Raw genomic sequence first — 26,947 nt, 5'->3', positions numbered from 1 at the left:
TTTTATGTCTATTCGGTTTGGTTGGCGTCAATCATTAGCAACCTTAACTTGCTTAGCCGCGTTAAGCGTCCCTTTTGCTGCATCTGCTCAAACGTTAAAATTAGCTATTGGTGAAGAGCCAACAGAAGGCTTCGACCCAATGCTGGGCTGGAGTCATGGCAGTTATTTACTTCTCCATAGTCCATTGTTAAAGCAAAATGCGGATCTCTCTTGGTATAGCAATATGTTAAGTGACTATCAACCAAGTGAAGATGGTAAAACATGGAAATTAACGTTAAAGCGAGATTTAAAATTCTCTGATGGCTTACCGCTTACAGCAAAAGATATCGTATTTACTTATAACAATGCGGCTGCCAGTGGCGGTAAAGTTGATATGGGTAACTTCCTCTCTGCAAAAGCAGATGATGATTTGCATGTCACTATCACGCTAAAAGCACCACAAAGTACTTTCGTAAACGTGCTCGGCTCTTTAGGTATTGTTTCTGCCGATAAGTATGATGAAAAAACCTACGCACAAAAGCCAATTGGTGCAGGTCCTTATCGCATGGTCAGTTTCCAACCAGGTCAGCAATTAATTGTTGAAGCAAACCCTTACTATGCGGGACAGAAAAATGATTTTGAAAAATTGATTTTCGTTTTTCTTGATGAAGATGCCGCTTTTGCTGCTGCGCAAAGTGGGCAATTAGGTATTGTGCGTATTCCACCCGCAACGGCTGCAATTGCTAAGAATTTACCAAATACTAAATTGTGGGAAAGACCAAGTGTTGAAAATCGCGGTATTGTTTTCCCAATGGTAAAATCAGGTGAGAAAAACGCCCAAGGCTATGATATTGGTAATGATATCACCGCTGATATCGCTATTCGTAAAGCCATTAACTACGCGCTAGATCGTAAGTTGCTTTCAGAACAAGTCCTTGATGGTTATGCCGTTCCTGCATATACCGGCGTAAAAGGCTTACCTTGGGATCAAACCGAAGCTGCCTTCAAAGATGGCGATATTGTAAAAGCAAAACAAATTCTTGAAGATGCAGGCTGGAAGCTGAATAAAAACGGTATTCGTGAAAAAGACGGTTTAGAAGCAAAACTCACTTTATGGTATACCAGCGGTGATGCAACACGTCGTGATTTAGCTGAGTCAATTCGTGCGTTAGTGCAACCTCTTGGTATTCAAATGGATCTTAAATCAGGAAGTTGGGATACCGTAGAGCGCTATATGCACTCAAATCCAACTTTATTTGGTTGGGGTAGCCTTGATCCGATGGAGTTATATCATCACTACAGTGCTAATGCCGCGGGTGTTGGTTATTATAACCCAGGTTATTACAAAAACCCTGAAGTCGAAAAACATCTACAAGCCGCGCTTGATGCTCATACATGGCAAGAAGCCGTTCCTCATTGGAAAGCGGTAGAGTGGGATGGTAAAAACGGTGTGGGTGTAAAAGGTGATGCTGCTTGGGCTTGGCTGATGAATGTGCAACACACTTACTTAACTAATCCTTGTGTTGATCTGGGTACAGGAACACCTGAAATCCATGGTTCATGGTCATTATTAAATAGCGTAGATACTTGGAAGTGGACTTGTCAGTAATACGTCAAAGTGCAGGTTTTTTCCTGCGATTACTCTGCCTGCTGTTGGTGACAACAGCAGGTGTTTTTATTTTATTAAGTTTTTCACCAATCGATCCCATTAAGGCTTATATCGGTAGTGATCTACTGAATGTTCCTCCTGAACAATATCCTTTAATTGCAGCGCGTTGGGGAATTGACCAACCTTTATGGATGCGATTTTGGCTTTGGTTTAGCCAAATCATTCAAGGGGATTTTGGCTATTCTATGTTGTATAACATGCCTGTTATTGATGTTATTCGTGAACGTGCAGGGCCTTCGTTTATTTTGCTTTTTTCAGCGTGGGTATTTTCCGGTGTTATTGGTGTTGCGATGGGATTAGTCGCGGGTCGATACCTTAATCGCTGGCCAGATAGAATTATCTCTACTTTATCTTATTTATTAGCCGCGTTACCGACATTCTGGGTAGGATTACTGTTGTTATCTCTGTTTTCTGTCACTTTACATTGGGCGCCAATTTGTTGTGCGTGGCCAATGGGAAGTAGTGCCGAGACCGCAACGTTAAGCCAGCGTTTTTCTCATCTTATCTTACCTATGATTGCGCTTGGTTTATTAGGAACAGGGAATATCGCACTGCATACTCGGGCTAAAGTTGCGGAAGTAATGGGAAGTGAGTTTATCCATTTTGCTAAAGCGCAAGGTGATAAAGGTTGGGCTATGATGATATTTCATGTTCTACGTCATGCCATTACGCCTGCACTTTGCTTACAGTTTGCATCCATTGGTGAACTGCTCGGTGGCTCTCTCTTAGCAGAGAAAGTATTTGCTTATCCGGGATTAGGACAGGCAACCGTTGATGCGGGGTTACGAGGTGATATTCCTCTGTTAATGGGTATTGTGGTTTTCAGCACTATTTTGATTTTCTTCGGTAATAGCATTTCTAACGGTCTATTACGGCGTATTAATAAAGGAATTTTGCGAGACTCATGATTTACGATCCGAACAAGCCATTGTTGCGACTTTTGTTAGTTACCCTCGCGTTAATTGGGTTAGTGGCGTATGGCTTTTCTGTTTCTCATACTGATATCGCAATGGATTTTCTGGCTAGGAATCAAGCCCCATCAGGTCAATATTGGTTTGGGACGGATAACTTAGGTCGTTCATTATGGCTACGTTGTTTTCAAGGCATGTTAAGTAGCTTAAATATTGGTGTAACAAGTGCGGTTGTGAGTGGCACGATTGCGTTGATTTTTGCGGGAATTTCTTCCATTAATCGCTATTGCGATTTTTTTGTAAGAGGTGTTGTTGATGCGCTCTTAGCTCTACCTCATTTATTACTGCTGATTTTGATCTGTTTTACGTTAGGTGGTGGGCAACAAGGGGTGATTTGGGCAGTGGCATTAACTCACTGGCCTAAACTTGCATTGATTTTACGAGGTGAAATACAGCGTATCCGTGAAGCGGATTATGTGATGTTATCGCGTCGTATTGGCAATTCACCTTTTGAGTGCGTAAAAAAACACTATATTCCAATGCTATTACCTCAGTGGATCGTGGGAACCTTGTTAATGTTCCCTCATGCAGTATTGCATAGCGCAGCGTTAAGTTTCCTCGGTTTTGGTCAGGCTGCGCATGAACCTTCACTCGGCTTATTACTGGCAGATGCACTACGCTATTTAAGTACTGGCTCTTGGTGGATGGTGGTGTTTCCGGGGTTAATTTTGATGTGCTTAGTATTGATTTTCGATCAATTTGCTAAAGCAATGCAGCAATTATGGCTAAGAGGGGCAGGATGTTAAGTTTTGAACAGCTTTCCATTGATATCGCACAGTTTCGTTGGTTAGGAAAACGAAATTGGCAGCCGTTGCTAAAATCAATCTCATTGGATATTAAACCCGGAAAGATGCTGGCATTAGTGGGCGGCAGTGGTGAAGGTAAAAGTCTGTTATTACAAAGTGCGCTAGGACTTTTGCCTGCCAATATGCGAGTTCGTGGTGCGATTAAACTGAATGGGCATACATTAAGTGAACGAGAGCTTATTGCTTATCGTGGCAATACTTTTTGTTATATTCCACAAGGCGTCAGTGCTCTCAATCCATTGATCTGTATCGGTGAGCAGCTTAGCCGTTCTGCGCGTTTAAGTGGTGCTGATATCACAACCGAAGATATTGTCGAGCAACTCGGTCTTTATCATCTTTCTAGCTCATTAGTAAAAACCTATCCAGCAAAACTGTCTGGTGGAATGGCAAAACGAGTATTAGCCTGTAATGCAACACTCTCTAATGCACAATATATTTTGGCTGATGAAATCACCTCGTGGCTTGATGATGAACATGCGTGTTTGTTATTAGGGCATTTAAGAGCGTTATGCAATCAAGGTAAATCAGTGCTTTGGGTTACACATGATTTAGCTTTAGCTGCACGGTTTGCGGATACGATAGCGGTGCTTAATCAGGGAGAGGTTAACGAAATTATTCCCGCTAATGTGCTTAATCGTCATGAAGGTAGTGAGTGGTTGAAGACACTCTGGAGTGCATTACCTGAACAACAATTTATAAATACAAAAGAAACATCACTTAACCCATTATAATATTGTGTTCTTAAGTCTTATTTTTATACATTTCATCTGTTATTTCTGGAGTTATCTTTATGCCACTTTTAGAGTTAAAACAATTATCTGTGGAACAAGCAGGTAAGGTGTTATGGCAAGATCTCTCCTTTTCGTTAAATGCGGGAGACCGACTTGGTATTTCAGCGCCAAGTGGCACAGGAAAAACAACCTTAGGTCGTGTTTTAGCACAGTGGCAAGCACCCACTCAAGGTTCAATTCTTGTTAATGGCAACCCATTGCCTAAAAAGGGTTATTGCCCCATTCAATTAGTTCCTCAACATCCTGATAAGTGTTTTAATCCTTTTCGAACAACAGGGGATAGCCTCCGAGATGCTTGGACGCCTGATGAAAGTTGGTTTGAGAAATTACGGATAAAGCAAGAGTGGTTAACGCGTAGGCCTAATGAATTATCGGGTGGAGAGCTGGCGCGTATTGCTTTATTAAGAGCGTTAGATCCTCGCACTCAAATATTGATTGCGGATGAAGTAACGGCACAATTGGATGCCCAAATTCAAGCTGAAATTTGGAAAGTTTTAATTGATGAAAGCCAAAAAAGACCTTTAAGCTTGATTATCTTTAGTCACAATAAGGCGTTACTTGAAAAAGTCTCGACTAAAGTGTGGTGGGTTGATACGGAAAAAAGTATTTCTACTATTAAAAATAACGGACTATCTTAATCCGTTAGTGAAAAAAATGGCTTCCTATATTTTTATAGGAAGCCAAATATTACTGCTAAACGTAACAATATGGAATTAGAAACGATAGGTGTAGTTAATACCAAATTGCATATCGTGATTGCGATACGTGGTCATTTCCCAATTTGCTTTAGTACCAATAGATGAGTGTTTATCCACTTGATACGTTAATCCAATATGAGCAAATGGGCGTTGTTTTAACTGCTTTTTATTTTCTGAATAATCAATATCCTGTTGACCTAAATAATCAATATGGCTACGAAAATCACCTTGATGATGTGATAGGTTCCATAATAAACCCGCTTTAGTGTTTAGTATGAAAGATGAACCCAATAAATGATCCATGCCTAATCCCATTTTGGCTAACAATGAGTGTGCGTTAAGCGCATCATAGTGTACGGCAAATTGTGCATTTTGAGTTTCACTATAAGCTGAACGTGAGATTTGATTAAAAGTAAGCCCAGCAAAGGGTGTCAGTAATAAATCATCGTTTATTGAATAAGGGTAGTAACCTTGTAACTCAATGTGATAACCAGAAATCTTAGCATTACCTTTACCCGCTTCAGTATCTTCTAATACCAGTCTTTCGATAGAAACTTTTCGATTTAAATAAGCCCCTTTTAATGACAGATGTAATGCATTGCTATTTAATTCTGCATTGAGTGATGGTATTAAATCTAGGCTAAAACCAATTAAAGGTAATGCATAACCTTGATATTGATACCCTTTAGGTAATGAGGAATAGACATCAGTATCAATGGCAAGTCCGACAACGAATGGAATAGTGTTGATATCAAAACGATAAGCACCACTTAATCCCGTTTGTGTTGCATTGGCTTTATTTATGTTTTGGTAGTGTGCAAAGCCACTAATACAGGCTTTTTCAGTACCCACAGAACAAGTTGCTGAAGCTAAATGGCGCAGCTGTCCTTGTTGCATATCCATCAGTTTATAACCGTTTTCAGCCATTAATTGCATTGATTTAGAAGTATTTTCAATGTCGATAGGTTTGCTGATAACGATCGATGGTTTTGTGTTTTCTTTCTCTTTGGCCTTTTCTTTAGTGCGTTGTGCAAGTTCATCTTCTACAGAGATAGTGTTTTCAATATTTTTATCTATCTCAACATTAGTATTTTCTTGGCGTTGTTTCTCTTCTTGTTCAAGGCGCTTAGCTTCTGCTTGTTCTTGGCGTTTAGCCTCTTCTTGTCGCTGTTTCTCTGCGAGTTCTTGGCGTTTAGCTTCTTCTTGTCGCTGTTTCTCTGCGAGTTCTTGGCGTTTAGCCTCTTCTTGTCGCTGTTTTTCTGCGAGTTCTTGGCGTTTAGCCTCTTCTTGTCGCTGTTTTTCTGCGAGTTCTTGGCGTTTAGCCTCTTCTTGTCGCTGTTTCTCTGCAAGTTCTTGGCGTTTAGCCTCTTCTTGTCGCTGTTTCTCTGCGAGTTCTTGACGCTTAGCTTCTTCTTGTCGCTGTTTCTCTGCGAGTTCTTGACGCTTAGCTTCTTCTTGGCGTTGTTTCTCTGCGAGTTCAAGGCGCTTAGCTTCTTCTTGGCGTTGTTTCTCTGCGAGTTCTTGACGCTTAGCTTCTTCTTGGCGCTTAGCCTCTTCTTGTCGCTGTTTCTCTGCGAGTTCTTGGCGTTTAGCTTCTTCTTGTCGCTGTTTCTCTGCGAGTTCTTGACGCTTAGCTTCTTCTTGTCGCTGTTTCTCTGCGAGTTCTTGACGCTTAGCTTCTTCTTGGCGTTGTTTCTCTGCTAGTTCAAGGCGCTTAGCTTCTTCTTGGCGTTGTTTCTCTGCGAGTTCTTGACGCTTAGCTTCTTCTTGGCGTTGTTTCTCTGCGAGTTCTTGGCGTTTAGCCTCTTCTTGTCGCAGTGTTTCTTCATCGATAATTTGTTTATCTTCTTTTGTATTATTTATTTTCCATGCGACAAGTTTCCATTTATTATCTCCATCTTGTGCAACACCAAAAATAGAATGACCATCTCTAGACAATGAGTGGGCTTCGGATTCATTATCAGCATTTCCTAGACCTTGTAATGAAATCATTTCGTTCTTATTATAAAAATAAGCAAAGCCATTTCTCAGATTTTCTGATTCAATATCACTATTTTCATCGTTGTATTCTTTTACAAAATTCTTTCTTTTTTTATTATTTTCTGACCAACCAACAATAATGTTACCATCACGAGAAATATCGGTTGCTTCGGAGTTGTAATTTTCGTTTTTAGTGAATGCTTGAGGTGTTATTATTTTATTTAATTTTGCATCATAGACGAATGCTTTACGTAACAGTTTGATATCTTTGCCAATAACATTATCAATACCATAATCAATAGCTACTTTTTCGGTTAACATTGTCTCTAACCAACCAATGGCTATATTGTTATCAGAAAAAGCATTTATTTTTGATGAACCATAACCATAAGTAGTTTTTCGAATAATATTTAACTTATTTTTTTTTCTATCATAAACATAACCTAATCTTATTCTTTTTATTACCTCGTAAGCTAATGCACCAGTTTTCTCTATTTCTTCAATATCTTTTTCAGTTAGTTTTAAATCTTTTCCATCCTTTAAACTGGGTATTATTTTCTCTAATTTTTTCCATTGAGCCGGAAAGCGTGGATTACCTTTTCTGTCTAGTGAACCATATAGAAAATGACCATCTGCTGATACTCCCATAATATCAGGACTTTGATCTTCGATTATGTTATCACGATCATATTCATCTTGTTGATTATCTTTTAAAAAATCGAGAGTTTGATAAGCTTTAAATTTCTCTTTTTCTTGATGATCTTTTAGTGCGCTATTTTCAAGTTCAGAAAGTAATATCTTTGTTTTATTATTAAGATCATAAATAAAAAATGTTCTTTTTTTAAAAGGAACATAAGTTTTCTCTCTATCATTATCTCTTGAATAAAGACTGAATAAACCGTCATGAGTAGTGAAATAATGATTGTCTATATCATCAATAGTTACAATTTCTTTTGATTGTGTATCATAGATGAAAAAAACATTTTCTTTGTCATCTGTTTTTCCATAACCTGTCGCAAATTGTCCATTATCTGATAAAGACAAAAAATTTATTCTGTGCAAGTTGTCTATTTTTATTTCTTCAAAGCTCGCTCCAGAATTGTAGCTAATAAGATTTCTTTTTCTTTTACTTAAAATTTTATCTTTACCATCAAGGATTATATCTGTAATAATTAGAGTGTTTTTCTGATTTAAAAAATGAGGTAAATCTCTATCGGAAAACGTACCATGTAAATGTCTATTATTACCTAAGTTTAAATTATTACGATTAATCTCCTGAAATTTAAATTCAATGTCATTTGTTTCTATTAATGGTGATGGACTATTTAAAGCGTAGCTATATGTAGAATTAATTATTATTGAAGCAATAATTGATAGTTTTAGTTTTTTTTTATTCATAAGCATAAATTGTATTCCATTTATATTGGCAGGTTTTTTTGAAGACTAATTTGATCTTCTTTTTCTGTCAATATAAATGGATTTTATTTTAAAATGCATTGCTAATTATATTTATTATAATTTTAAATTATTATTTTTTGTTTTTATTGATTTTTGTTATGAATATATTTCAGGGGTTTTAACGTTGAATATATTTCTTTTATTTAATTCTTTACTAAATAAATCAATATGTTGTTTTTGTGCTGATGTCCATTTACTTGCTTCGCCATATACACCATGCTGATGAAAAGCATTAATTCTAACTAATACTGATTTACCAAGCGAATTAATAAACTGAGAAAGTAATTCAATATTCTCTAAATAATCAGTTTTTTCTGGAATATATAAAAGGCGTAATTCTGTAAGCAAATTATTATTAGCTAACCATTTGATTGATTCTTTAATACGCTGATTGCTACGACCGGTTAAATAAACATGTGTCTTTTCACTCCAACTTTTTAAATCGATCATGGCACCATCCATATAAGGGGCTATTTTTTGCCAACCATTAAGAGAAAGTGTGCCATTGCTGTCGATTAAACAGGTGAGATGCTTGAGATCGGGGGCTTGCTTAATTGTTTTAAAGTATTCGATTAAAAAAGGAAGTTGTAACGTCGATTCTCCGCCACTGACAGTGACACCATTAATAAATGCAGCGTATTTACGTGTAATAGCGATTAACTCATCAACGGTATAACTTAATGTCATCGGGCTTGATTGACGAGGGCATTGCTGAATACAGGTGTCGCATTGTTCACAACTGGCACTGTTCCAACTTATAACACCATTTTGTAATGAAAGTGCTTGTTGTGGGCAAGTCAGAATGCAGTCACCACAATTGTCACAGATCCCCATTGTGTAGGGATTGTGGCAATTTTTACAGCGTAGATTACACCCTTGTAAAAAGATGGCTAGGCGATTGCCCGGGCCATCGACACAAGAGAAGGGCAGTATCTTATTTATCGAAACGCATCTGCTGTTCATAACTGATAACTCGTGGTTTACGCTCAGTAATATGGCAGTTCGCGGTGGCTTCATCGCCTAACCAAGTGGTGTTTAAACGAGAGCCTTCTTCTTTGTATTTTTTCAAATCAGATAAGCGCACCATATAACCGGTGACTCTCACTAAATCATTTCCACCCACATTTGCTGAGAACTCCCTTAGCCCTGAAGCGAAAGCGCCTAAACACAGTTGCATTAATGCATCAGGGTTTTGTTTAATGGTTTCATCTACCGTTAAAATATCGCTAATACCTGAAGTATAAAACGCATGATGTGGTGCAACAGTCATTAAGTGGGTAACGGGATCTGGCTCTTTACCATAAGGAATACGCGTTGCAGGTGTTGTGCCAATATCCGAACTAATGCCCGATTGTGCATGTAGCATGGCACGCTGTTTCCAGCCATATTTCACAGGGGTATCCGCGACAAATTGCGCTAATTTTTCACTAATAATATAGCTGAGTTTATTTGCTGATTCGTTATCGCCATAAGCGACTTGTTTGCCTTCTTTTTCAAGTAATAAAGCAACGGCTTCTGCCATACCGTAAATTCCAAACATAGGGGCAAAGCGATCAGGTGAGATCAAACCTTCTTCCACTAAGAAGCTTTGTTTAAAGAAATGGGATTTTTCATAGAGAAACTCACAGCGGGCATCGATGATCTCGATTTGTTTTTGCATATAAAATGGCAAGACATTTTCAAGAAAATCGTGGCTATTTTGGCTGCGCTTTGCCACTTCTTTAAGGTTAATCCGTACTAAAGTGCTACCACCACCACTTTGAGGTAAAGAGTTATAACAACTCACAATACCGTATTCATCTTTACCAAATACGGCATCTTGTAAAGTACCGTTGGCAATATGGGGTTTACTGCTATGGCAAATATTGGTTATAGCTTGATGCAATAGGTCAGAAGGCGTCGAATTCGCATCATAAATAAAGGTGAGATTAGGCGCGACTTGTTGAAGCTCGACATCTACTTTTAGAATTAATCGCGTGATGATGGAGTCTTCAGGGCCAATATTGGCATGCATAAACGCATCAGGCAGTGTTCTATCAAGATAGCGCCAAAAACGTTTTAATTTAGGATAAAGCTGCTCTTCGGTAAGAGAACCGACATAAGGCAGTAAAATTTTATCAATACGTCCTAAGTAAACGGGCATTGAGGTAACTGATGGAACATGATGATAAAGAATGGTCAGCATGTTTAGTGCATCATCAAAATCTTGTGCAGGTTCTAGCTCTAAATAGCGAGAGCCTTGTGCTAAAAATTTCGCGTAATCAGGTAATACATAACGAGGTTTATAAGGTGCATGACCTTCATACATATCGCAAATGACCCGTTCATCTAATGCGCTAGCTGCATCTTTAGGAAGTGCAGGATAAGGCAGCATATTTTCAGCTTCTAAAGCGAGAAAATGACGTTTTTGTTCAGGGGAAAGGGTTGGGTTTTCTACGATTTGTTGACAACGTTGGATAACAGATTGTTCAGTCATAACCACCTCAGCACTCAAAGAGCCAGAAAAAGATTTAAAACTTATCTTTTTAGATTAATGAATTGGCTAAGGTTTACTGTGATTTTAAACAAATCCCTTTTAAAGATTAAGGGAATAGCACGAAAATACGCATAAATTAGATATATCTAAATTCAGTTTGTGTTGGCTAAAAAGTGAGTTCAGCTCATCACTCAACTCACTTTTTATTTTTTAATCGGATAAGAGTTTATGCTTTATTTGAGCTATTTTCGGTGTCGTTATCTCTCTCTTTGACATTATTTTCTTCTCCTTCTTCTTCATCATTTTCTTTTTCTTCAATATCATCTTTTTCAGTGCGAGGTGGTAAATTGGCCGTTAATAAATACGGCGATTGTTGCCAATGAACAGGTGTTAATTGAAGAAGGTTATGAGAAAGCAAAAAGCCAATGGCAAGTGCGACCAATAACATCACACGTAATAAATTCGTGGTGTTATCCACTTGGCTAGATTCAGTGACAAGCTGATGAGTATCCAGTGTGAGCCTTAAAAAGCCTTTGGGTTTATCTTTACCTGGCACAGGCACAACAAGCTGGTGATTAAACGAGCCCCCACTTTTTTGCCCTTCTAGTGCTAATCGCTCTTTAACCGTGACATTTTCACCGCTATGCGCTATTTGTGTGCCATCTTCTAAATAAAGGCTGGCATCAAGTACCCGACTATCATGAGTTAGATGATTTAAATTAGCCATAATGAGGGGATTTACGTTATCTTTGCTACTGTCATCTATATAAGTGGATAAAGAGAACGCAACTTGTTCTGCCAGCGTTTTTGCAAGCTCTTCAAACTGAGTAATTCGGGCATGCTGATTAGCACGGCTAAAATAAGACGCGCCTTGCATAAGAAATGCCAATAGTGCGATACAAATCAGTATAATCGCCGTTTTTTGGAGTTTGAATTTTAGTTTGTCTTTAAGCATGTTCATCCTTTTGCGTAAGCAAGTATATGCATGTTGCCAGATGAGCCAGAGATAGAATAGGCTGAATAACGATTATTTTGTTCCGACAGGGGAAAACAGGAGAATAAGTATGTCAAATAGTCTGACCTATTGCTATTTACCGGATGAGATCCGTAAATGGCCAGGTCTGCCGTTATCACTCAGTGGTGAAGAGGTGATGCCACTGGATTATCGTGCGGGTGATAGCGGATGGTTACTTTATGGACGTGAACTTGATAAGAAAAGAATAAGTGAGTTCCAACATAAATTAGGCGTGGCAATCGTGGTGGTTTCTTCATGGCGCATTGACGATTACCAAGTGGTACGTATCGCAGGTAGTCTAACCCGTCGAATTCGCCGTTTATCTGATGAATGTGGCCTAGATGTCGTTCCTCTAGGTGAAATTCCTCGCTTACGTTCTCCAGGACTTTTAGTGATGGATATGGATTCAACGGCGATTCAAATTGAATGTATTGATGAAATAGCCAAACTTGCTGGCGTGGGCGATAAAGTTGCAGAGATAACAGAACGTGCCATGCAAGGGGAAATGGATTTTAGTGAAAGCTTAAAGTTGCGTGTTGCTGAACTGAAAGGCGCTGATGCATCTATCTTGCAAAAGGTGATGGATGATTTGCCTCTTATGCCGGGATTAACCAGCTTAGTGCGTAAACTTCAGGCGATGGATTGGCATATTGCTATTGCGTCAGGTGGCTTTACTTATTTTGCGGATAATTTAAAACAAAAATTACGCTTAGTGTCTGCTGTTGCTAATCATCTTGAAATTAAAGATGGCAAGTTGACAGGTAAAGTCAAAGGTACGATTGTTGATGCGAAGTACAAAGCACAAGTGTTAGCGCGTTTAGCGAAAGATTTAGAGATCCCAATGGAGCAAACCATTGCCATTGGTGATGGGGCAAACGATCTTAAAATGTTGAGAAAAGCAGGGCTTGGTATTGCTTATCATGCAAAACCTAAAGTGTATGCTCAAGCAAAAGTCGCTATTCGTCACGCCGACCTAATGGGTGTATTGTGCGTTTTAAGTGGTGGTCTAAAACACGAAGAGCGTTAAGCGCGTTTTTCTAAAATTGTTATTGTTGGGAGAGAAGTGTGGCAAAAGCAGCAAAAAGAGCCTTTGTATGTAATGAATGTGGTGCAGATTATCCTCGTTGGCAAGGGCAATGCTCTGCTTGTCATGCGTGGAATACAATTACAGAAGTGCGCCTTGCTGCTGCCCCTTCTTCCCGTAATGAGCGCTTTAGTGGATTTGCGGGTGATGCAAAAGGCGTTAGCCGAGTTCAAAAGCTCTCTGAAATTAGCCTTGAAGCCTTACCGCGTTTCTCAACGGGCTTTAAAGAGTTTGATCGCGTATTAGGTGGTGGTGTAGTCCCTGGAAGTGCCATTTTAATCGGGGGAAGCCCGGGCGCGGGTAAGAGTACCTTATTGCTACAAACCATGTGTCGTTTAGCAACGGAAATGAAAACGCTATATGTTACAGGTGAAGAGTCACTCCAACAGGTAGCTATGCGTGCACATCGATTAGGTTTACCGACAGCAGAGCTAAATATGTTGTCAGAAACTAGCATTGAGCAAATTTGTTTAATTGCCTCACAAGAACAACCTAAATTAATGGTGATTGACTCTATTCAAGTGATGCATATGGCAGATATTCAATCTTCACCGGGTAGTGTTGCTCAAGTGCGAGAAACCGCTGCTTATCTAACTCGTTTTGCTAAAACCAATGATGTTGCCATTATCATGGTTGGTCATGTGACAAAAGATGGCACATTGGCAGGGCCTAAAGTATTGGAACACTGTATTGACTGTTCTGTCATGCTAGATGGTGAAACGGATTCTCGTTTTCGTACCTTACGCAGTCATAAAAACCGTTTCGGCGCCGTTAATGAGTTAGGCGTTTTTGCGATGACAGAGCAAGGATTACGAGAAGTGAGCAATCCATCTGCTATCTTTTTAAGTCGAGGTGATGAAATCACATCAGGTAGCTCTGTTATGGTTGTGTGGGAAGGTACAAGACCTTTGCTGGTGGAGATACAAGCCTTAGTTGACCACTCAATGTTGTCCAATCCTCGCCGTGTTGCAGTGGGATTAGAGCAAAATAGATTAGCTATTCTGCTTGCTGTATTACATCGTCATGGCGGGTTACAAATGTCTGATCAAGACGTTTTTGTGAATGTGGTTGGTGGGGTAAAAGTCACAGAAACCAGTGCAGATTTAGCCTTGTTATTGTCATTAGTATCCAGTTTTCGTAATCGTCCTTTACCTCGTGATTTAGTGATATTTGGCGAAGTCGGACTTGCAGGTGAAATTCGACCAGTCCCTAGCGGACAAGAGCGTATTGCAGAAGCAGCAAAACATGGATTTAAACGAGCGATTGTACCTAGTGCAAATATGCCGAAAAAAAATCCCCCTGATATGAAAGTGTATGGTGTGAAAAAGCTGTCAGATGCGTTATCTGTCCTCGATGATTTAGAAGATTTCTAAAGGAGTGAAATATGGGACCTTTTGATTATATCAAACAGGCTATCAGAAAAAATGGTTATACTTTACAACAGGTTGCTGATGAAAGTGATATGACAAAAGGCTATCTTAGCCAATTAATTAATAATAAAATCAAAAGTCCCAGCGCTCAAAAGATGTCGGCTTTACACCAATTTTTAGGGTTAGAATATCCCGTAAAAAAGAAAACGATTGGTGTTATTTTTGGTAAGTTTTATCCGCTTCATACGGGGCATATTTATTTAATTCAACGTGCTTGCAGCCAAGTAGATGAATTACATGTCATTTTATGTCATGACGAGCCTCGTGATAAAAATCTATTTATCAACAGTGCAATGTCACAACAGCCAACGGTGAGTGATAGATTGCGTTGGTTATTACAAACCTTTAAATATCAAAAAAATATTCGTATTCATGAGTTTGACGAGCACGGTATAGAGCCACAACCCCATGGCTGGGAAATGTGGAGTGAAGGGATCAAAATGTTTTTGCGAGAAAAGCAGATAACCCCTGATTTTATCTATACCAGCGAACGAGAAGATGCGGATCAATATAATGCTTTCTTGGGGATTGAAACGGTTTTGATTGATCCTGAGCGTTCATTTATGAATATCAGTGGCAGTCAAATTCGCCAAGCACCATTTAAATATTGGGAATATATTCCAACGGAAGTAAAACCCTTCTTTGTGCGCACAGTGGCGATTTTAGGCGGTGAATCCAGTGGTAAATCCACGTTAGTCAATAAGCTCGCCAATATTTTCAATACCACCAGCGCATGGGAATATGGTCGTGATTATGTGTTTTCTCACCTTGGTGGGGATGAAATGGCCTTACAATATTCCGACTACGATAAAATTGCATTGGGACATGCTCAATATATTGATTTTGCTGTTAAATATGCAAATAAAGTGGCATTTGTTGATACGGATTTTGTCACTACACAAGCATTTTGTTTACGTTATGAAGGTAAAGAGCATCCCTTTGTTCAAGCGCTGATTGATGAATACCGTTTTGATTTAGTTATCTTACTAGAAAACAATACGCCGTGGGTAGCAGATGGCTTGCGTAGTTTAGGCAGTGATAAAGAGAGACGTTATTTCCAAACCTTACTGATGGAAATGCTCGATAAAAATAATATTGAATATATTAAAGTTAATTCCCCTGATTATGACGAACGTTTCTTAAGTTGCGTTGAATTAGTGAGAGAATTATTGATGATGCAATCAAAGCATATTGAATAATATAAAGATTAAAAACGCCATTAGTGGCGTTTTTTACATTGAATAATAAAAATAATTACTCAATTTTAAACGTCTCTCTTCCCTCTAAAGAATAGATCGTTTGTATTCTTTATCACTGATGATCTATCAGAACAAAATCACTTACCAAAAGATAAAAATATATAAAAAAATCTGTCAAATAAGCTATCTACGTAATAATGCTATTTTTTTCAATAAGGTGAAAAAGATTACTGAAAATTAATGCAGGGATCTCTATTATAGATAGCAGGTATAGATTTATCGGTGTGTATTTCTTTTGCCATTAGGTGTGGGGAGTCACACTCTCTATCTTCATTCGCTCAGGTGAAGAAGCAGACTATTTTTCGTAAAAGGACAAGATAATGGCGCAACCTTCCCGTGTTTCACTTCATATCAAGAAAACAGTCATTTCGTTAGCGATCGCTGCTTTAGGTTTTACCGTCTCATCAAATGCATTGGCTTACCAAAAAGTTCATCAACCAGATAATAGCTATCAACAGTATGTCTCTCAGCGCCAAACGGTTGATAGTTTGATCCAAGATGCATTAGATGCTTTTAAGTCACCAGCGCGTGTCTCTGATGCTGGCTTTACGGGAAAACTGCCATCCAATATGGAAATTGTGGCGCAAAAACTACAGCAAGCTTATAAGTTAGAACCTTATCGCCTCGATTTATTATTTAGTACCGCGAGTGCTTATATCTATAACAATGATGTTTCTCGCGCAATTACGATTTATAAACAGATTTTAGAAGCGGCTCCTGATGATATTGATGCGCTAATTTATGTCACTTCATGGACTCGTTTTGAAGGTAAAGATAAAGAGAGCGAAGCGTATTTCAATAAATTGAAATCATTAAATCCAGCAAAAGCAGAAGAAATTAGTCGTTTCTTTGCACAAATTGATCGCGTTAGCAAAATGCCGTTAAGCGATAAATTAACGCCTGCTGATTTAGCGAAATTGAAGAAAACCAAAGATAATAATGCGATTGTGACATTAGGTTATGCGTTAAATCCTGATGGCACTATGAATAAGATTTTAATTGAGCGCTTAAATAAAACTTTAGAAGTCGCTAAACAATTGCCTGAAGCAATGATTGTTGTGACTGGGGGCGTACCTAAAGCGCACCAAACTGAAGGTAAGTTAATGGCAGATTGGCTGGTGAAAAATGGGATTGCACCAGAACGTATTTTCCAAGAGAACTATGCGCGTACAACTGTCGAAAATGCGTTATTTAGCCGCTATGCTTTAACCAAACATCGTATTAAAACAGCAGTGATTATTAGCTCTGGTAGCCATGTTCGTCGTGCTGACGCAATTTTCACTATCGCAAGTTGGCAAAGTGGTCCAAGTGATATTACTTACTTAACGGTTGTCGCTCCTGATAAACCATTAGCTGAATTACAAAAAGCCAGTAAATCAGATATACAGGGCATTTATCGTGATGGCTTAAAAGCGCTAGGATTATGGAGTTTCCGCAGCTATCCATTAGAAGAGCGTTGATTTAGATAAATATTGAATAGTGAAAGAGCCCAAAGATGAAGTAACTCTATAACGTTGGGCTCTTTTTTGGCGAATAAAAGTAACTTTAATAACACTCGCTAGTGATTGAAAAAATCTTGAGTTGAGAGCGTTTCTGATCCTGCTGTGGCAGAAGCTTCTTTTAGCAAGGTTTGCCAATCATTTGGTGGTTTTCCTGCTTTTAGTTTTGATGAAAATACTTTATATGCATCACTTTTAGAATCGTAAGCACGCAGTGTATTAAAATCATTGACCCAACCAATAACGATGATCTTATGTTCTTCACTGCATCGAAAAAATAAACGAAACTGTTGCAAGAACTTAGCTCTAAACCAATGTTTATTATTAGGCCCTAATGTATTTCCTTGGTGAAATATAGGATCGAGCGGATTTCTGGCTATACGCTCTTCTATTACTTTTTTGATTGCTGTAAGTAGTTTAGTTGCGTTTTTTTTCTTATACCCACTTGGATCTGATGCTTTCAATTTTTTGACATTTTCGACCAATTCAATAATCTGGTCTAAAAAGCATTGGTGAAAAAAGATTTTCCAGCCGTTAATTTCTAAAGTATCCATTCCACCTCTGCTAGTCAGTAAGTGGTGCGTCTAAGTCAATTTCAACGCCATCAGTAAGCTCTTTCACCTCAGTCCATAATGTTGCAGGTACTGATTTGATATGCTGTGGATTTTTCTTCATATCTTTTTCAAGGAAAGAGAGAAATTCAGATATAACTGGATCATCTTGTTCTTTTTCTTGTCGAGATATAATGACTCTACCCCCAGGTAATAGAGAATATTCGATTAATTCTCCAGGTTTTAGGTGTAAAGCATCCCGAATGGCCACAGGAATTGTGGTTTGACTACGCTCAGTGAGTCGAGATTCAGCACGTAGAGACACATCCTCAATATTTAGGATCATCTTGTTTCTCCTTAACTTTATCCCATGATCAGATGAGTTTTTTAAACTATCGGGGATTTGCAAGTCAGAGTATTGTAATGCAAATGCATTGTGTAATGCAAATGCATTGTATGGGATTGCAACAAGATAATTTTAAACGACGGCTTAAAAGCGTTGGGCTTATGGAGTTTCCGCAGCTATCCATTAGAAGAGCGTTGATGGGAGCGTTTTAACGTTAATTAACTTAGAAAGAAAGTCTCCTCAATAACAAAAATGATTGAGGAGGTTTTCATCATTTTTTCAATATTAAACAACGATAAAGCATTCCTTCAATATCTTGTTTTGTACTTATAAAAAGTAATATATCGACCGTATTATTTTCTTCATTGAATTCATATAAACAACGAAACTGACTGTTTACATCAATACGTTCACGAATAGCGATCCCTTTATCTGCCAACATTGCATTATAACGATAACGGGTAGGATCTTGAGAAATAGCATCAATAGCTGAGTCAAAAAGTTGATCTATAAATACAGCAGCGTTTTCACTGTTATTGGTGCAACTGAGTTTAAATGATTCCGCATCTTTTAATGACCATAGAGCCGTCTCTGATACTCTAATGTTTACAGTTTTTTTCAAAAGCACCTCTAATATTAAGTTCGAGATCCACGTAGTTTTCTTTTGACATCTTCAGGAGACATAACTTGCTCATTTGCTATATCTTCTTTCGCTATCATTACCAATTTCAATAGAGCATTTGATTGACGCTCTTTTTCTCTTTCTTGTAACTCCAGTTGTCTTTCTTCGGCTGTTTGTACAAAAAGCTCCGCTTGACCATTTTTTGTAATATAAACACCACCTTGAAATAATTCTGGATTACCAAGTCCTTCTCGAGCTAGTTTTTGCGACATCGTTATAGACATAATAATTACCTTCATTTAATTGCTATTCATATGCAAGATAGACATAAATAGCGAACTCCTATAATTATTGACTTTATCTTGCTATCACATAGGGAGTGATAATGATTATTTTATTATTTTTCGCTGGGGTGTCAAATTTATTATAAATTTGTACATGCTTAATTTTTATTGAATTGATAACAATTATCATTACTATTGTTTCTCACAATAGTTTATAACGAGAATAATAAAGTGAGAATTCCTCTGATGATATGTGCATTAATGGCATCTTTCCCTAGTTTTTCCAATTGCTTAACCGTAACCGAAGGCAAAGAAATAACAGGTCAGTTTGATAACAACAACACGTTGTGTTTTACCACGCAACTAGAGAGTCAACGTTATGCCGAACTGAATGTGAAAGGGATACAAAACCTGCGATTAGAAACCCCAAATGGCACACATATCCGTAGCTTATTAAAAGATATTCCTGCGGATGGGCAACAAAAAGTGCGTTTTTTATTGCCTGAAACCGCAAGTTATCAATTAGTTGCACAGGGTGAAAAGGGAAAATCATGGCAACTCATACTGACAACACAGCCTTATCAACCTTTAGATAAAGATGCGAAAATTGCACCTATGAGTCCTCGTTTACAAACACTTGCTCAACAACTCAATCAACAAAGTATTCAGGCATTTTGGCAACAAGTACGCCATGAAGGTACACCCCTTATTGAGCCTTATGATAAGGATAAAAAGTTAGTCACTTTCTTATGGCAAGGTGCAAAGAAGAATGTCTATTTATTGGGATCACCAGAGGGTAATCATGATCCATTAACCCATTTAGCCAATAGTGATATTTGGTATCGTAGCTATATCGTACCTAACGATACATTAATGCAATATAAATTAGCGCCTGATGTGCCTATCATTGAAAATGCAGAGCCATTCGAACAACGTCGCGCTATTTTAACCACAGCACAGGCAGATCCGCTGAATTCTCAAGATTCACCAAGCAAATCTGAGGATATTTATAATCACTTTTCTTTATTATCGTTAGATAGTCAACGTGAATGCCAATTGCCTGATATTCTTGATAGAAAAATGAAAGGCAACACAGAAATTGTGCGTTTTCACAGTCAGATCTTAAATAACGATCGTGAAATAGCGCTTTACCAGCCCGCTCAAAAAATGGAAGTACCTCGACTTTTAGTGTTATTTGATGGTCAAACTTATCGTCGTCAATATGGTATTGATCAATTTTTTGATAAGCAGATCGAAGAAGAGAAATTGGCGCCGATGATGATCCTCTTTGTTGATAGCATTGATAGTGATCGTCGTAGTATTGAATTACCGCCTAATCCTGATTTTTATCGCTTTTTAGCCGACGAATTATTTGTTTGGTTGGAAAAAGAGAAAGGTATTCACGTATCAGGAGAAGAAACCATTGTGGCAGGTTCGAGTTATGGAGGATTAGCGTCTTCATGGGTGGCATTTAATCGCCCTGATCGCTTTGGTAAAGTGCTGAGTATGTCAGGCTCTTATTGGTGGGCGCCTGAAAATGAAGAGCCTGAATGGTTTATTCGACAATTTGAGCAAGCAGATAAAAAGCCATTACAGTTTTTCTTAGAGGCGGGGTTATTTGAAAACCGTGGTGATAAAGGGGGGATTTTAAATAATAATCGCCATCTTAAACGGGTTTTAGAACAAAAAGGTTACCCAGTTCAATCGCTAGAAATGGCAAGTGGGCATGATTATATCTCTTGGTGTGAAACGCTATATCTCGGTGCGAAAGCATTAACTAAAGAACATTAATATTGATAATGACAGAAGCTTATGAGTGATGATAAACGGCATAAGCTTCTGATTTGTCACCAACCTGTCATAAAGCTGTCATCAAAATCGCATTTACTCTTCATTTCTCTGTCATTTAACTGCCGTAAGCTTTTCCTGACTTAAAACATTAACCCTGTTTTTTACTTTAGAGTGCAAGGAAAAAGCTATGTCTCATCGTTACCAACGTTCTATTTTATCCGTTATTGTAACAACGCTATTAGCTGGCGCGAGTTTCTCTTCTTTTGCTGCTCCCGTTGCTGCTGATGCCATTTTAGCTCAAGATCGTGCAGCAAAAGGTAATATCACGGAATTTGGCGGTGCTCGCCGTATGACTCAAGATCAAACTGAGGCATTAAAAGCCGCTTTAAATAATAACCAAGCGAAAAATGTAATCCTCTTTATTGGTGATGGTATGGGGGATTCTGAAATCACCGTTGCACGTAACTATGCCGAAGGTGCGGGTGGTTTCTTTAAAGGTATCGATGCCTTACCTATTACGGGTCAATACACACACTACGCTTTAGACAGAAAAACCCAAAAACCTAATTATGTAACAGACTCTGCCGCTTCTGCGACAGCATGGGCTTCGGGTGTGAAAACCTATAATGGTGCATTAGGGATTGATGTGTTTGGTAAGGATCATCAAACTATTTTGGAATTAGCAAAAGCCAATGGAAAGGCGACAGGGAACGTGACAACCTCTGAAATTCAAGATGCAACACCTGCGGCTCTGTTCTCGCATGTAACAGGACGTAAATGCTATGGCCCTGTTGAAACCTTAGAGAAATGTTCAACAAACGCATTGGAAAATGGCGGTAGAGGTTCTATCTCTGAGCAATTATTAGTGACTCGCGCTGATGTCACATTAGGTGGTGGAGCAAAAAGTTTTGCTCAAACGGCTGTAGCGGGTGAATACAAAGGCAAAACGTTAGAGCAACAAGCCATTGAGCGTGGTTATCAAATCGTGAAAGATGCCAAATCACTCGATGCGATTACGCTTGCGAACCAAGATAAGCCTGTACTAGGTTTATTCCATGAAGGCAATATGGCAGTGGCATGGGAAGGCCCTAAAGCGACTTACCACGGTAATTTAAACAACCCACCTTTAGAGTGCAAACCTAACGCTAAACTTGATCCGAATGCGCCAACACTGGCACAAATGACCAAAAAAGCGATCGATTTGCTGAAAACCAATGAAAATGGCTTCTTCTTACAAGTCGAAAGTGCCTCTATCGATAAGCAAGATCATAATGCGAATCCTTGTGGACAAATTGGTGAAACTGTTGCGCTAGATGAAGCCGTACAAATCGGTTTAGATTTTGCTAAACAAAACGGCGACACTCTGATTATCGTGACTGCTGATCATGCGCATTCAAGCCAAATTATTGAAGCTGATGTGAAATCCAGCGGGTTAACACAGGCACTTATCACTAAAGATGGTGCGGTTATGGTGGTGAATTACGGTAACTCAGAAGAAGAGTCTCAAGAGCATACAGGAGCACAATTACGGGTTGCCGCTTATGGTCCACATGCGGCTAATGTGGTTGGGTTAACTGACCAAACAGATTTGTTTTTCACAATGCGTGATGCGATGGGTCTGAAGTAAGTTCAAGTTGAATTTATAGTCTGTCTGAACTTGTAGTCGAATTGCCTTACTAAATTGTTGTATTTTCGCGCGACTTAGAGAGATACCCTCTAGTCGCGTTTTTTTATTAAGAATTGAGTCTGCTAAAAATAAAATGATAATAAATCAATAGGTTATTTATAGTCTGATTTTGAAAGTGACACTTTCTCTGCTATAATTAGCAGAATTCACACATTAATCCATATAATATTCTCAACTTCTCCATTGATTATTGCACTTAAGTTGCAATATCTTTTTGTCTAATAACCCAATGTGTTATTAAGGCATTACCAGCAAATATCTTTTCTCAGAGCGTTATCTGCTCATGGTCTTTCTCTTTTTTATGAGATTGAAGGAGAACACAGTCAAACAAACAACGATAAGAATAAGGTTATTTTTTCTATGCTGACACTGCTTCATTTACTCTCATCTGTCGCGCTTCTTGTTTGGGGAACACATATTGTTCGTACAGGCATTATGCGTGTTTTTGGCTCTGATTTACGCCGAATTTTAGGTAAAAGTATTAATAAAAAATCCAACGCCTTTCTTGCGGGTGTGGGCGTAACGGCATTAGTGCAAAGCAGTAATGCGACGGCACTTTTGGTTATCTCTTTTGTGACGCAAGGACTGATTTCGATTACACCAGCACTTGTTATTATGCTAGGCGCGGATGTGGGTACTGCGTTAATGGCGCGTGTGCTGACATTTGATCTCTCTTGGTTATCGCCACTCCTTATCCTTATCGGTGTTATTACTTTTTTAAGTCGTAAAAAAGAGCGAGTAGGACAACTAGGACGTGTGGGCATTGGTCTTGGTTTGATTTTGTTGGCTTTACAACTCATTGTGGCATCGGCAGAACCTATTATGCACGCAAGTGCAGTCCAAGCTATTTTTACCTCTCTCAGTGGCGATACTATTTTAGCGCTATTGGTGGGGGCACTCTTTGCAATGGTGAGTTACTCGAGCCTTGCGGCAGTGTTGTTAACGGCAACATTAAGTGCAACAGGGTTAATGCCATTATATATCAGCCTTTCCATTGTAATTGGCTCAAATATTGGTAGTGGGTTGCTTGCATTAATAAGTAGTCGGGGACAAAGCGTTGCCTCTCGACAAGTTGTGTTGGGAAGCTTATTTTTTAAACTGATTGGCGCATTGATTGTTTTACCATAGATAACGTATCTTGCTTCTGAAATACAAAAATATGGCTTTTCACCGGCTGAAGTCGTTATCTATTTTCATGTTATTTATAATCTTGCTCGCTGTATTTTGATGATCCCTTTTGTCGGCATAATGGCGAAATTATGTCAGCGACTCATTCCTGAATTACCGACCACGGGCTCTGAAATGGCACCGCGTTATTTAGATCAATCCGCTATTGATACGCCTTCATTGGCAATTGCTAATGCGGTTAGAGAATCACTACGATTAGGTGATGTTATAGAACAAATGCTGCAACGTTTTACTGCGTTAATGGAAGGCGATCGTCAGCAAAAAAGGGAAATTAGCCAGTTAGAAGAAGAGGTAGAATTACTCCACAGCAGCATTAAATTGTATATGGCACAAATTCAACAGCATGATCTAGGAACTGAAGATTCTCGGCGTTGGGCTGAAATTATTGATACCGCGATGAATTTACAACAATCATCCGCTATTATTGCGCGTATGTCGGCTGAAGTGGTTAGCAAAGGTTTAAATCACCACTTGTTTTTATCGGAGGAAGGACGTCGTGAATTACAGACACTCCTTGAGCGTCTGCAAAGTAATCTGAATCTGGCGATGTCGGTATTTGTTTCCGGCAACATGGAACATGCTCGTAAATTACGTCGAGCAAAACATCGTTTCCGTTTACTCAACCAGCGTTACTCGTTTGCCCATGTAGAACGTCTTCATTTGCATAATATGCAAAGCATTGAAACCAGTTCACTGCATACCAGTTTGCTCGGTGATATGAAACGGTTGAATTCCTTGTTCTGTGCTGTGGCTTATCACGTACTAGAACGAAGTGAATCATCATCAGAACAGGTTTAATAATGAAATACATTATTCGTCAATTAACACGAAATGAAATTCCACAAGTATGGGCAATTGATAGAACCGAGCTTATTGAAAAGCTATATGTCTTAAAAGAAGGAATATTGCTTTTATCAGAGCAACGCTTTGATATGAAAGGTTGGCCAGAAGGTGAATCAGAACATTACACACCTGTTTTACTTGAAAGTTTTGATCGAGGAGCGCCTTTTTGGGGTGTTTTTAAACAAGATCAGTTGGTCGCGGCGGCAAGTGTTGATCCACAAAAACGGGGTCAAAATGGCACTTTACTTCAACTCTCTTTTTTACATGTTAGCCACCAGCAACGTGGGCAAGGTTTGGCACGAATATTATTTGATTATTGTGTGGAATATGCGAAGAAAAAAGGGGCTGGTGGATTATATATCTCATCAACACCTTCTGAAAATAGCGTGAATTTTTATCAGCATTTAGGGTGTCGTTTAATTGATATTCCTGATCCTGAGCTTTATGAAAGAGAGCCTGAAGATATTCATTTAGTCTTTCATTTTATCGAGCCAAATAACGCTTAATTTTGTTTATTGACTATGATAACAACATAATAAAATGAAATGCTTTATCGTGAAAATGATAAGGCATTTTTTATGCCTGAGACTAAAGAATACACATAACCATTTAAAAAATAAGGATATAAGGTAGGTTTTTTTCTTTATATAAGTTGATTTAGCATAGGTGTTATATATAATAATGAAAATCATTATCATTAATGGTGAGTTATTATGGCTAAATCAACGCGCTTATCTCCAGTTACGTCTTGGACATCTCGCATTAGTTTATGGGAAATGTTGGCGGTTTCTTCTTTACTAACAGTGATCACGCATTCTATTGCAGGAACATCCGCTTTTACGCTGGTTTTAGTGGTTTCAATGCTGTTATCAACCTTGATGCTGTTCCATAAAAAATTACAAATGTGGGTAATGATCCCCGCAGGCGTTGTATTAACCTACAGTTTGATGACACTTTTAGTCGCGTATCATGGATAGAGAAAAGAATACTCGGTGTGTAATCGAATGGGTGTTATTACAAGGAAAAAATAAAGGCTCATTGAGTGGTGCGAAGAGGGGGACTTGAACCCCCACGTCCGTAAGAACACTAACACCTGAAGCTAGCGCGTCTACCAATTCCGCCATCCTCGCAGTTTTACTCAATCATTTTTGCTCTACAAATTGTTTGGTGCGAAAGGGGGGACTTGAACCCCCACGTCCGTAAGGACACTAACACCTGAAGCTAGCGCGTCTACCAATTCCGCCACTCTCGCAATATCAACATCATCTGTGCAGATAGGTGGCGAATTTTATGCTTTTTATTTTTGGCGTCAATTATTTTTTATCAATAAATTATCTTGGTGATGAAAAATAAAACACCTTGGAGCATTACTTAAAATCAGTCCAAAAATAAAGCCCTGTTATTTATAACAGGGCTTGTGATTACTCTTTTTTAGTTGCTTGGTAAACTTTGAATTTACCTGTTGATGCAAGCACTTCATGAGAGCCAAATACATGATCCAGTATATCTGGATAAGGGATAAATGAATTCGCCACAATGCGTAATTTACCGCCTCTTTTTAGATAATTTGGTGCAAGGCGAATAATATCTTCAGCTGCTTCATAGCTTGTACCTAAACCATCATGGAAAGGTGGGTTTGAGATTATCCAATCATAAGTCTCTTCAACTGCTGAATAGACATTACTTGCAATCACTCGACCTTCTAATTCATTCACGTTTAAGGTAGCGATACTAGAAGAAATTGCCGCAGCATTCACATCACACAGTGTTAGTTTCAACATTGGGTTTTTCTTGCCAAGTACAGTAGCAAGAACACCACAACCACATGCCATATCCAGTAAATCTCCAACCATTGCATCATCAAAAGTTGATAGTAATAAACGGCTACCCTCATCTAATGCATTTTGGCTAAATACACCCGGTAATGCCATTACAGTAAGATCGTCATGGCGATAAGTTTGCCACCAGTTATTACGGTCAAACAGTGTTTGATATGTTTGAGTACCAAAAAATAAGCTACAACGGCGTGCTGAATCTATTTTTTTAAGTTTAGCGATACCGTTCATTAATTCTGTGGCACTTTTAACACCGCTACGGTTTTCACCGACGATAAAGATTTCAGTACCCACTTGTAAGTTAGAGCAAAGGCTACGCAGTTGGAAAGTGGCTTCGTTTTTATTTTTAGGCCAAAAATAGATCAAGGTATTGCAATATTTCACAAAGGATTGATCAGCAACTAAACCAAAGAGTACGTTATCACCCATTGATTTTAGTAATGGTAGCCATTGGTGATATTGGTTGGTATATGCTCTGACACTTTTCGCCTGAATTTGCGCCGCGAAAGTATCTTGAAGATCACCTGCAATAAGTACATGCCTGTCTGCGAAATGATCTAGGTGACGAAGAATAACTTCGCTAGCAGGGGACAGTGAGGACATTATGATTATTACTCCTTAAAAAACATGAGACGCATGATATCAGATATAAAGAAACCGACGCTATTTATTGGCGTAGTTTATG

22 protein-coding genes, 2 tRNA genes and 1 pseudogene are annotated in these 26,947 nt (G+C 38.7%); 14 read left to right on the top strand and 11 right to left on the bottom strand.

Features of this window, described 5'->3' with window-relative positions; genetic code table 11:
* Window positions 1-4 precede the first annotated feature (4 nt).
* Genes JEP36_RS14850 through JEP36_RS14830 form a run of 5 tightly spaced genes read left to right on the top strand, consistent with a single transcriptional unit; the run spans window position 5 to window position 4,854 of the window.
* Window positions 5-1,588: an ABC transporter substrate-binding protein gene (locus JEP36_RS14850; protein WP_198626235.1), complete on the top strand. Its 1,584-nt coding sequence runs from the start codon at window positions 5-7 to the stop codon at window positions 1,586-1,588.
* A complete protein-coding gene (locus JEP36_RS14845) occupies window positions 1,573-2,556 on the top strand; it encodes an ABC transporter permease (RefSeq protein ID WP_409281887.1) in 984 nt (327 codons plus the stop codon). Before JEP36_RS14850 ends, JEP36_RS14845 begins: the two co-directional genes overlap by 16 nt.
* A complete protein-coding gene (locus JEP36_RS14840; RefSeq protein WP_198626234.1) occupies window positions 2,553-3,365 on the top strand; it encodes an ABC transporter permease in 813 nt (270 codons plus the stop codon). The genes JEP36_RS14845 and JEP36_RS14840 overlap by 4 nt, the downstream gene beginning before the upstream one ends.
* A complete protein-coding gene (locus JEP36_RS14835) occupies window positions 3,359-4,156 on the top strand; it encodes an ATP-binding cassette domain-containing protein (protein WP_198621045.1) in 798 nt (265 codons plus the stop codon). Before JEP36_RS14840 ends, JEP36_RS14835 begins: the two co-directional genes overlap by 7 nt.
* Window positions 4,157-4,215: 59 nt before the next feature.
* Window positions 4,216-4,854 (top strand): ATP-binding cassette domain-containing protein, encoded by a 639-nt coding sequence (locus tag JEP36_RS14830; protein WP_198626233.1) that lies wholly within the window; start codon window positions 4,216-4,218, stop codon window positions 4,852-4,854.
* A 75-nt stretch (window positions 4,855-4,929) separates the two neighbouring features.
* On the opposite strand, the gene JEP36_RS17795 is transcribed toward JEP36_RS14830, so the two are convergent.
* The 4 genes from JEP36_RS17795 to JEP36_RS14810 all read right to left on the bottom strand — a co-directional run bounded on the left by JEP36_RS17795 (window position 4,930) and on the right by JEP36_RS14810 (window position 11,783).
* Window positions 4,930-7,938 (bottom strand): autotransporter domain-containing protein, encoded by a 3,009-nt coding sequence (locus tag JEP36_RS17795; protein ID WP_232805469.1) that lies wholly within the window; start codon window positions 7,936-7,938, stop codon window positions 4,930-4,932.
* Window positions 7,939-8,448: 510 nt separating this feature from the next.
* Window positions 8,449-9,315 (bottom strand): YjjW family glycine radical enzyme activase, encoded by an 867-nt coding sequence (locus JEP36_RS14820; RefSeq protein ID WP_198630395.1) that lies wholly within the window; start codon window positions 9,313-9,315, stop codon window positions 8,449-8,451.
* The gene (locus tag JEP36_RS14815) at window positions 9,287-10,828 is read right to left on the bottom strand and encodes a YjjI family glycine radical enzyme (protein ID WP_198630394.1); all 1,542 of its coding nucleotides are present in this window, start codon (window positions 10,826-10,828) and stop codon (window positions 9,287-9,289) included. The genes JEP36_RS14820 and JEP36_RS14815 overlap by 29 nt, the downstream gene beginning before the upstream one ends.
* 226 nt (window positions 10,829-11,054) lie before the next feature.
* A complete protein-coding gene (locus JEP36_RS14810; protein WP_198620697.1) occupies window positions 11,055-11,783 on the bottom strand; it encodes a YtjB family periplasmic protein in 729 nt (242 codons plus the stop codon).
* 109 nt (window positions 11,784-11,892) lie between these two features.
* On the opposite strand from JEP36_RS14810, the gene serB reads away from it, so the two are divergent.
* The 4 genes from serB to JEP36_RS14790 all read left to right on the top strand — a co-directional run bounded on the left by serB (window position 11,893) and on the right by JEP36_RS14790 (window position 17,076).
* A complete protein-coding gene (serB, locus tag JEP36_RS14805) occupies window positions 11,893-12,870 on the top strand; it encodes a phosphoserine phosphatase (RefSeq protein WP_109374385.1) in 978 nt (325 codons plus the stop codon).
* Between the two features lie 38 nt (window positions 12,871-12,908).
* Complete coding sequence (gene radA / locus JEP36_RS14800) at window positions 12,909-14,300, top strand: DNA repair protein RadA (RefSeq protein WP_075672711.1); 1,392 nt, start codon at window positions 12,909-12,911, stop codon at window positions 14,298-14,300.
* Window positions 14,301-14,311: 11 nt separating this feature from the next.
* A complete protein-coding gene (gene nadR / locus JEP36_RS14795; protein ID WP_109374384.1) occupies window positions 14,312-15,556 on the top strand; it encodes a multifunctional transcriptional regulator/nicotinamide-nucleotide adenylyltransferase/ribosylnicotinamide kinase NadR in 1,245 nt (414 codons plus the stop codon).
* A 380-nt stretch (window positions 15,557-15,936) separates the two neighbouring features.
* Window positions 15,937-17,076 carry an ElyC/SanA/YdcF family protein gene (locus JEP36_RS14790; RefSeq protein WP_198620698.1) on the top strand — a complete coding sequence of 380 codons (1,140 nt, stop codon included), beginning with the start codon at window positions 15,937-15,939 and terminating at the stop codon, window positions 17,074-17,076.
* Window positions 17,077-17,174: 98 nt separating this feature from the next.
* On the opposite strand, the gene JEP36_RS14785 is transcribed toward JEP36_RS14790, so the two are convergent.
* From JEP36_RS14785 to JEP36_RS14770, 4 genes are all read right to left on the bottom strand, one after another.
* Window positions 17,175-17,669 carry a type II toxin-antitoxin system YhaV family toxin gene (locus JEP36_RS14785; RefSeq protein ID WP_198620699.1) on the bottom strand — a complete coding sequence of 165 codons (495 nt, stop codon included), beginning with the start codon at window positions 17,667-17,669 and terminating at the stop codon, window positions 17,175-17,177.
* Between the two features lie 10 nt (window positions 17,670-17,679).
* A complete protein-coding gene (locus tag JEP36_RS14780; protein ID WP_198620700.1) occupies window positions 17,680-18,012 on the bottom strand; it encodes a type II toxin-antitoxin system PrlF family antitoxin in 333 nt (110 codons plus the stop codon).
* 271 nt (window positions 18,013-18,283) lie between these two features.
* Complete coding sequence (locus JEP36_RS14775; protein ID WP_198630393.1) at window positions 18,284-18,634, bottom strand: type II toxin-antitoxin system RelE/ParE family toxin; 351 nt, start codon at window positions 18,632-18,634, stop codon at window positions 18,284-18,286.
* A gap of 14 nt (window positions 18,635-18,648) precedes the next feature.
* Window positions 18,649-18,918, bottom strand: coding sequence for a hypothetical protein (locus JEP36_RS14770; protein ID WP_072069015.1), 270 nt, complete (start codon window positions 18,916-18,918; stop codon window positions 18,649-18,651).
* Window positions 18,919-19,149: 231 nt separating this feature from the next.
* Here JEP36_RS14770 and JEP36_RS14765 point away from each other — a divergent pair, with 231 nt between their 5' ends.
* From JEP36_RS14765 to JEP36_RS14745, 5 genes and pseudogenes are all read left to right on the top strand, one after another.
* Window positions 19,150-20,709: an alpha/beta hydrolase-fold protein gene (locus JEP36_RS14765; protein WP_311747761.1), complete on the top strand. Its 1,560-nt coding sequence runs from the start codon at window positions 19,150-19,152 to the stop codon at window positions 20,707-20,709.
* Between the two features lie 187 nt (window positions 20,710-20,896).
* Entirely contained in the window at window positions 20,897-22,336 is a 1,440-nt protein-coding gene (gene phoA, locus JEP36_RS14760; RefSeq protein ID WP_196532858.1) for an alkaline phosphatase, read from the top strand.
* 420 nt (window positions 22,337-22,756) lie between these two features.
* Window positions 22,757-24,382 (top strand): annotated as a pseudogene (locus tag JEP36_RS14755) (Na/Pi cotransporter family protein).
* A gap of 2 nt (window positions 24,383-24,384) precedes the next feature.
* Window positions 24,385-24,933: a GNAT family N-acetyltransferase gene (locus JEP36_RS14750; RefSeq protein ID WP_198620702.1), complete on the top strand. Its 549-nt coding sequence runs from the start codon at window positions 24,385-24,387 to the stop codon at window positions 24,931-24,933.
* Between the two features lie 207 nt (window positions 24,934-25,140).
* Entirely contained in the window at window positions 25,141-25,404 is a 264-nt protein-coding gene (locus JEP36_RS14745) for a DUF1435 family protein (RefSeq protein WP_198620703.1), read from the top strand.
* A gap of 66 nt (window positions 25,405-25,470) precedes the next feature.
* Here JEP36_RS14745 and JEP36_RS14740 read toward each other — a convergent pair.
* From JEP36_RS14740 to rsmC, 3 genes are all read right to left on the bottom strand, one after another.
* A tRNA-Leu gene (locus JEP36_RS14740) sits at window positions 25,471-25,557 on the bottom strand.
* Window positions 25,558-25,592: 35 nt separating this feature from the next.
* Window positions 25,593-25,679 (bottom strand) — tRNA-Leu (locus JEP36_RS14735).
* A 169-nt stretch (window positions 25,680-25,848) separates the two neighbouring features.
* Window positions 25,849-26,865, bottom strand: coding sequence for a 16S rRNA (guanine(1207)-N(2))-methyltransferase RsmC (gene rsmC, locus JEP36_RS14730; RefSeq protein WP_198620704.1), 1,017 nt, complete (start codon window positions 26,863-26,865; stop codon window positions 25,849-25,851).
* Window positions 26,866-26,947 lie beyond the last annotated feature (82 nt).

The organism is Proteus sp. PR00208 (genome assembly GCF_016238545.1).
GTDB lineage: Bacteria > Pseudomonadota > Gammaproteobacteria > Enterobacterales > Enterobacteriaceae > Proteus.
Note: the sequence above shows the minus strand (reverse complement) of the source record. Positions and strands in the feature narration are given on the sequence as shown.

Excerpts from the sequence above, each read along its gene's own strand:
- nadR (WP_109374384.1), top strand. The coding sequence starts at position 14,312 with ATGGGACCTTTTGATTATATCAAACAGGCTATCAGAAAAAATGGTTAT.
- JEP36_RS14835 (WP_198621045.1), top strand. The coding sequence starts at position 3,359 with ATGTTAAGTTTTGAACAGCTTTCCATTGATATCGCACAGTTTCGTTGG.
- JEP36_RS14750 (WP_198620702.1), top strand. The coding sequence starts at position 24,385 with ATGAAATACATTATTCGTCAATTAACACGAAATGAAATTCCACAAGTA.
- JEP36_RS14820 (WP_198630395.1), bottom strand. The coding sequence starts at position 9,315 with ATGAACAGCAGATGCGTTTCGATAAATAAGATACTGCCCTTCTCTTGT.
- phoA (WP_196532858.1), top strand. The coding sequence starts at position 20,897 with ATGTCTCATCGTTACCAACGTTCTATTTTATCCGTTATTGTAACAACG.
- JEP36_RS14785 (WP_198620699.1), bottom strand. The coding sequence starts at position 17,669 with ATGGATACTTTAGAAATTAACGGCTGGAAAATCTTTTTTCACCAATGC.
- JEP36_RS14780 (WP_198620700.1), bottom strand. The coding sequence starts at position 18,012 with ATGATCCTAAATATTGAGGATGTGTCTCTACGTGCTGAATCTCGACTC.
- JEP36_RS14790 (WP_198620698.1), top strand. The coding sequence starts at position 15,937 with ATGGCGCAACCTTCCCGTGTTTCACTTCATATCAAGAAAACAGTCATT.
- JEP36_RS14840 (WP_198626234.1), top strand. The coding sequence starts at position 2,553 with ATGATTTACGATCCGAACAAGCCATTGTTGCGACTTTTGTTAGTTACC.
- JEP36_RS14770 (WP_072069015.1), bottom strand. The coding sequence starts at position 18,918 with ATGTCTATAACGATGTCGCAAAAACTAGCTCGAGAAGGACTTGGTAAT.
- serB (WP_109374385.1), top strand. The coding sequence starts at position 11,893 with ATGTCAAATAGTCTGACCTATTGCTATTTACCGGATGAGATCCGTAAA.
- JEP36_RS14810 (WP_198620697.1), bottom strand. The coding sequence starts at position 11,783 with ATGCTTAAAGACAAACTAAAATTCAAACTCCAAAAAACGGCGATTATA.
- JEP36_RS14850 (WP_198626235.1), top strand. The coding sequence starts at position 5 with ATGTCTATTCGGTTTGGTTGGCGTCAATCATTAGCAACCTTAACTTGC.
- JEP36_RS14830 (WP_198626233.1), top strand. The coding sequence starts at position 4,216 with ATGCCACTTTTAGAGTTAAAACAATTATCTGTGGAACAAGCAGGTAAG.
- JEP36_RS14745 (WP_198620703.1), top strand. The coding sequence starts at position 25,141 with ATGGCTAAATCAACGCGCTTATCTCCAGTTACGTCTTGGACATCTCGC.
- rsmC (WP_198620704.1), bottom strand. The coding sequence starts at position 26,865 with ATGTCCTCACTGTCCCCTGCTAGCGAAGTTATTCTTCGTCACCTAGAT.
- JEP36_RS14815 (WP_198630394.1), bottom strand. The coding sequence starts at position 10,828 with ATGACTGAACAATCTGTTATCCAACGTTGTCAACAAATCGTAGAAAAC.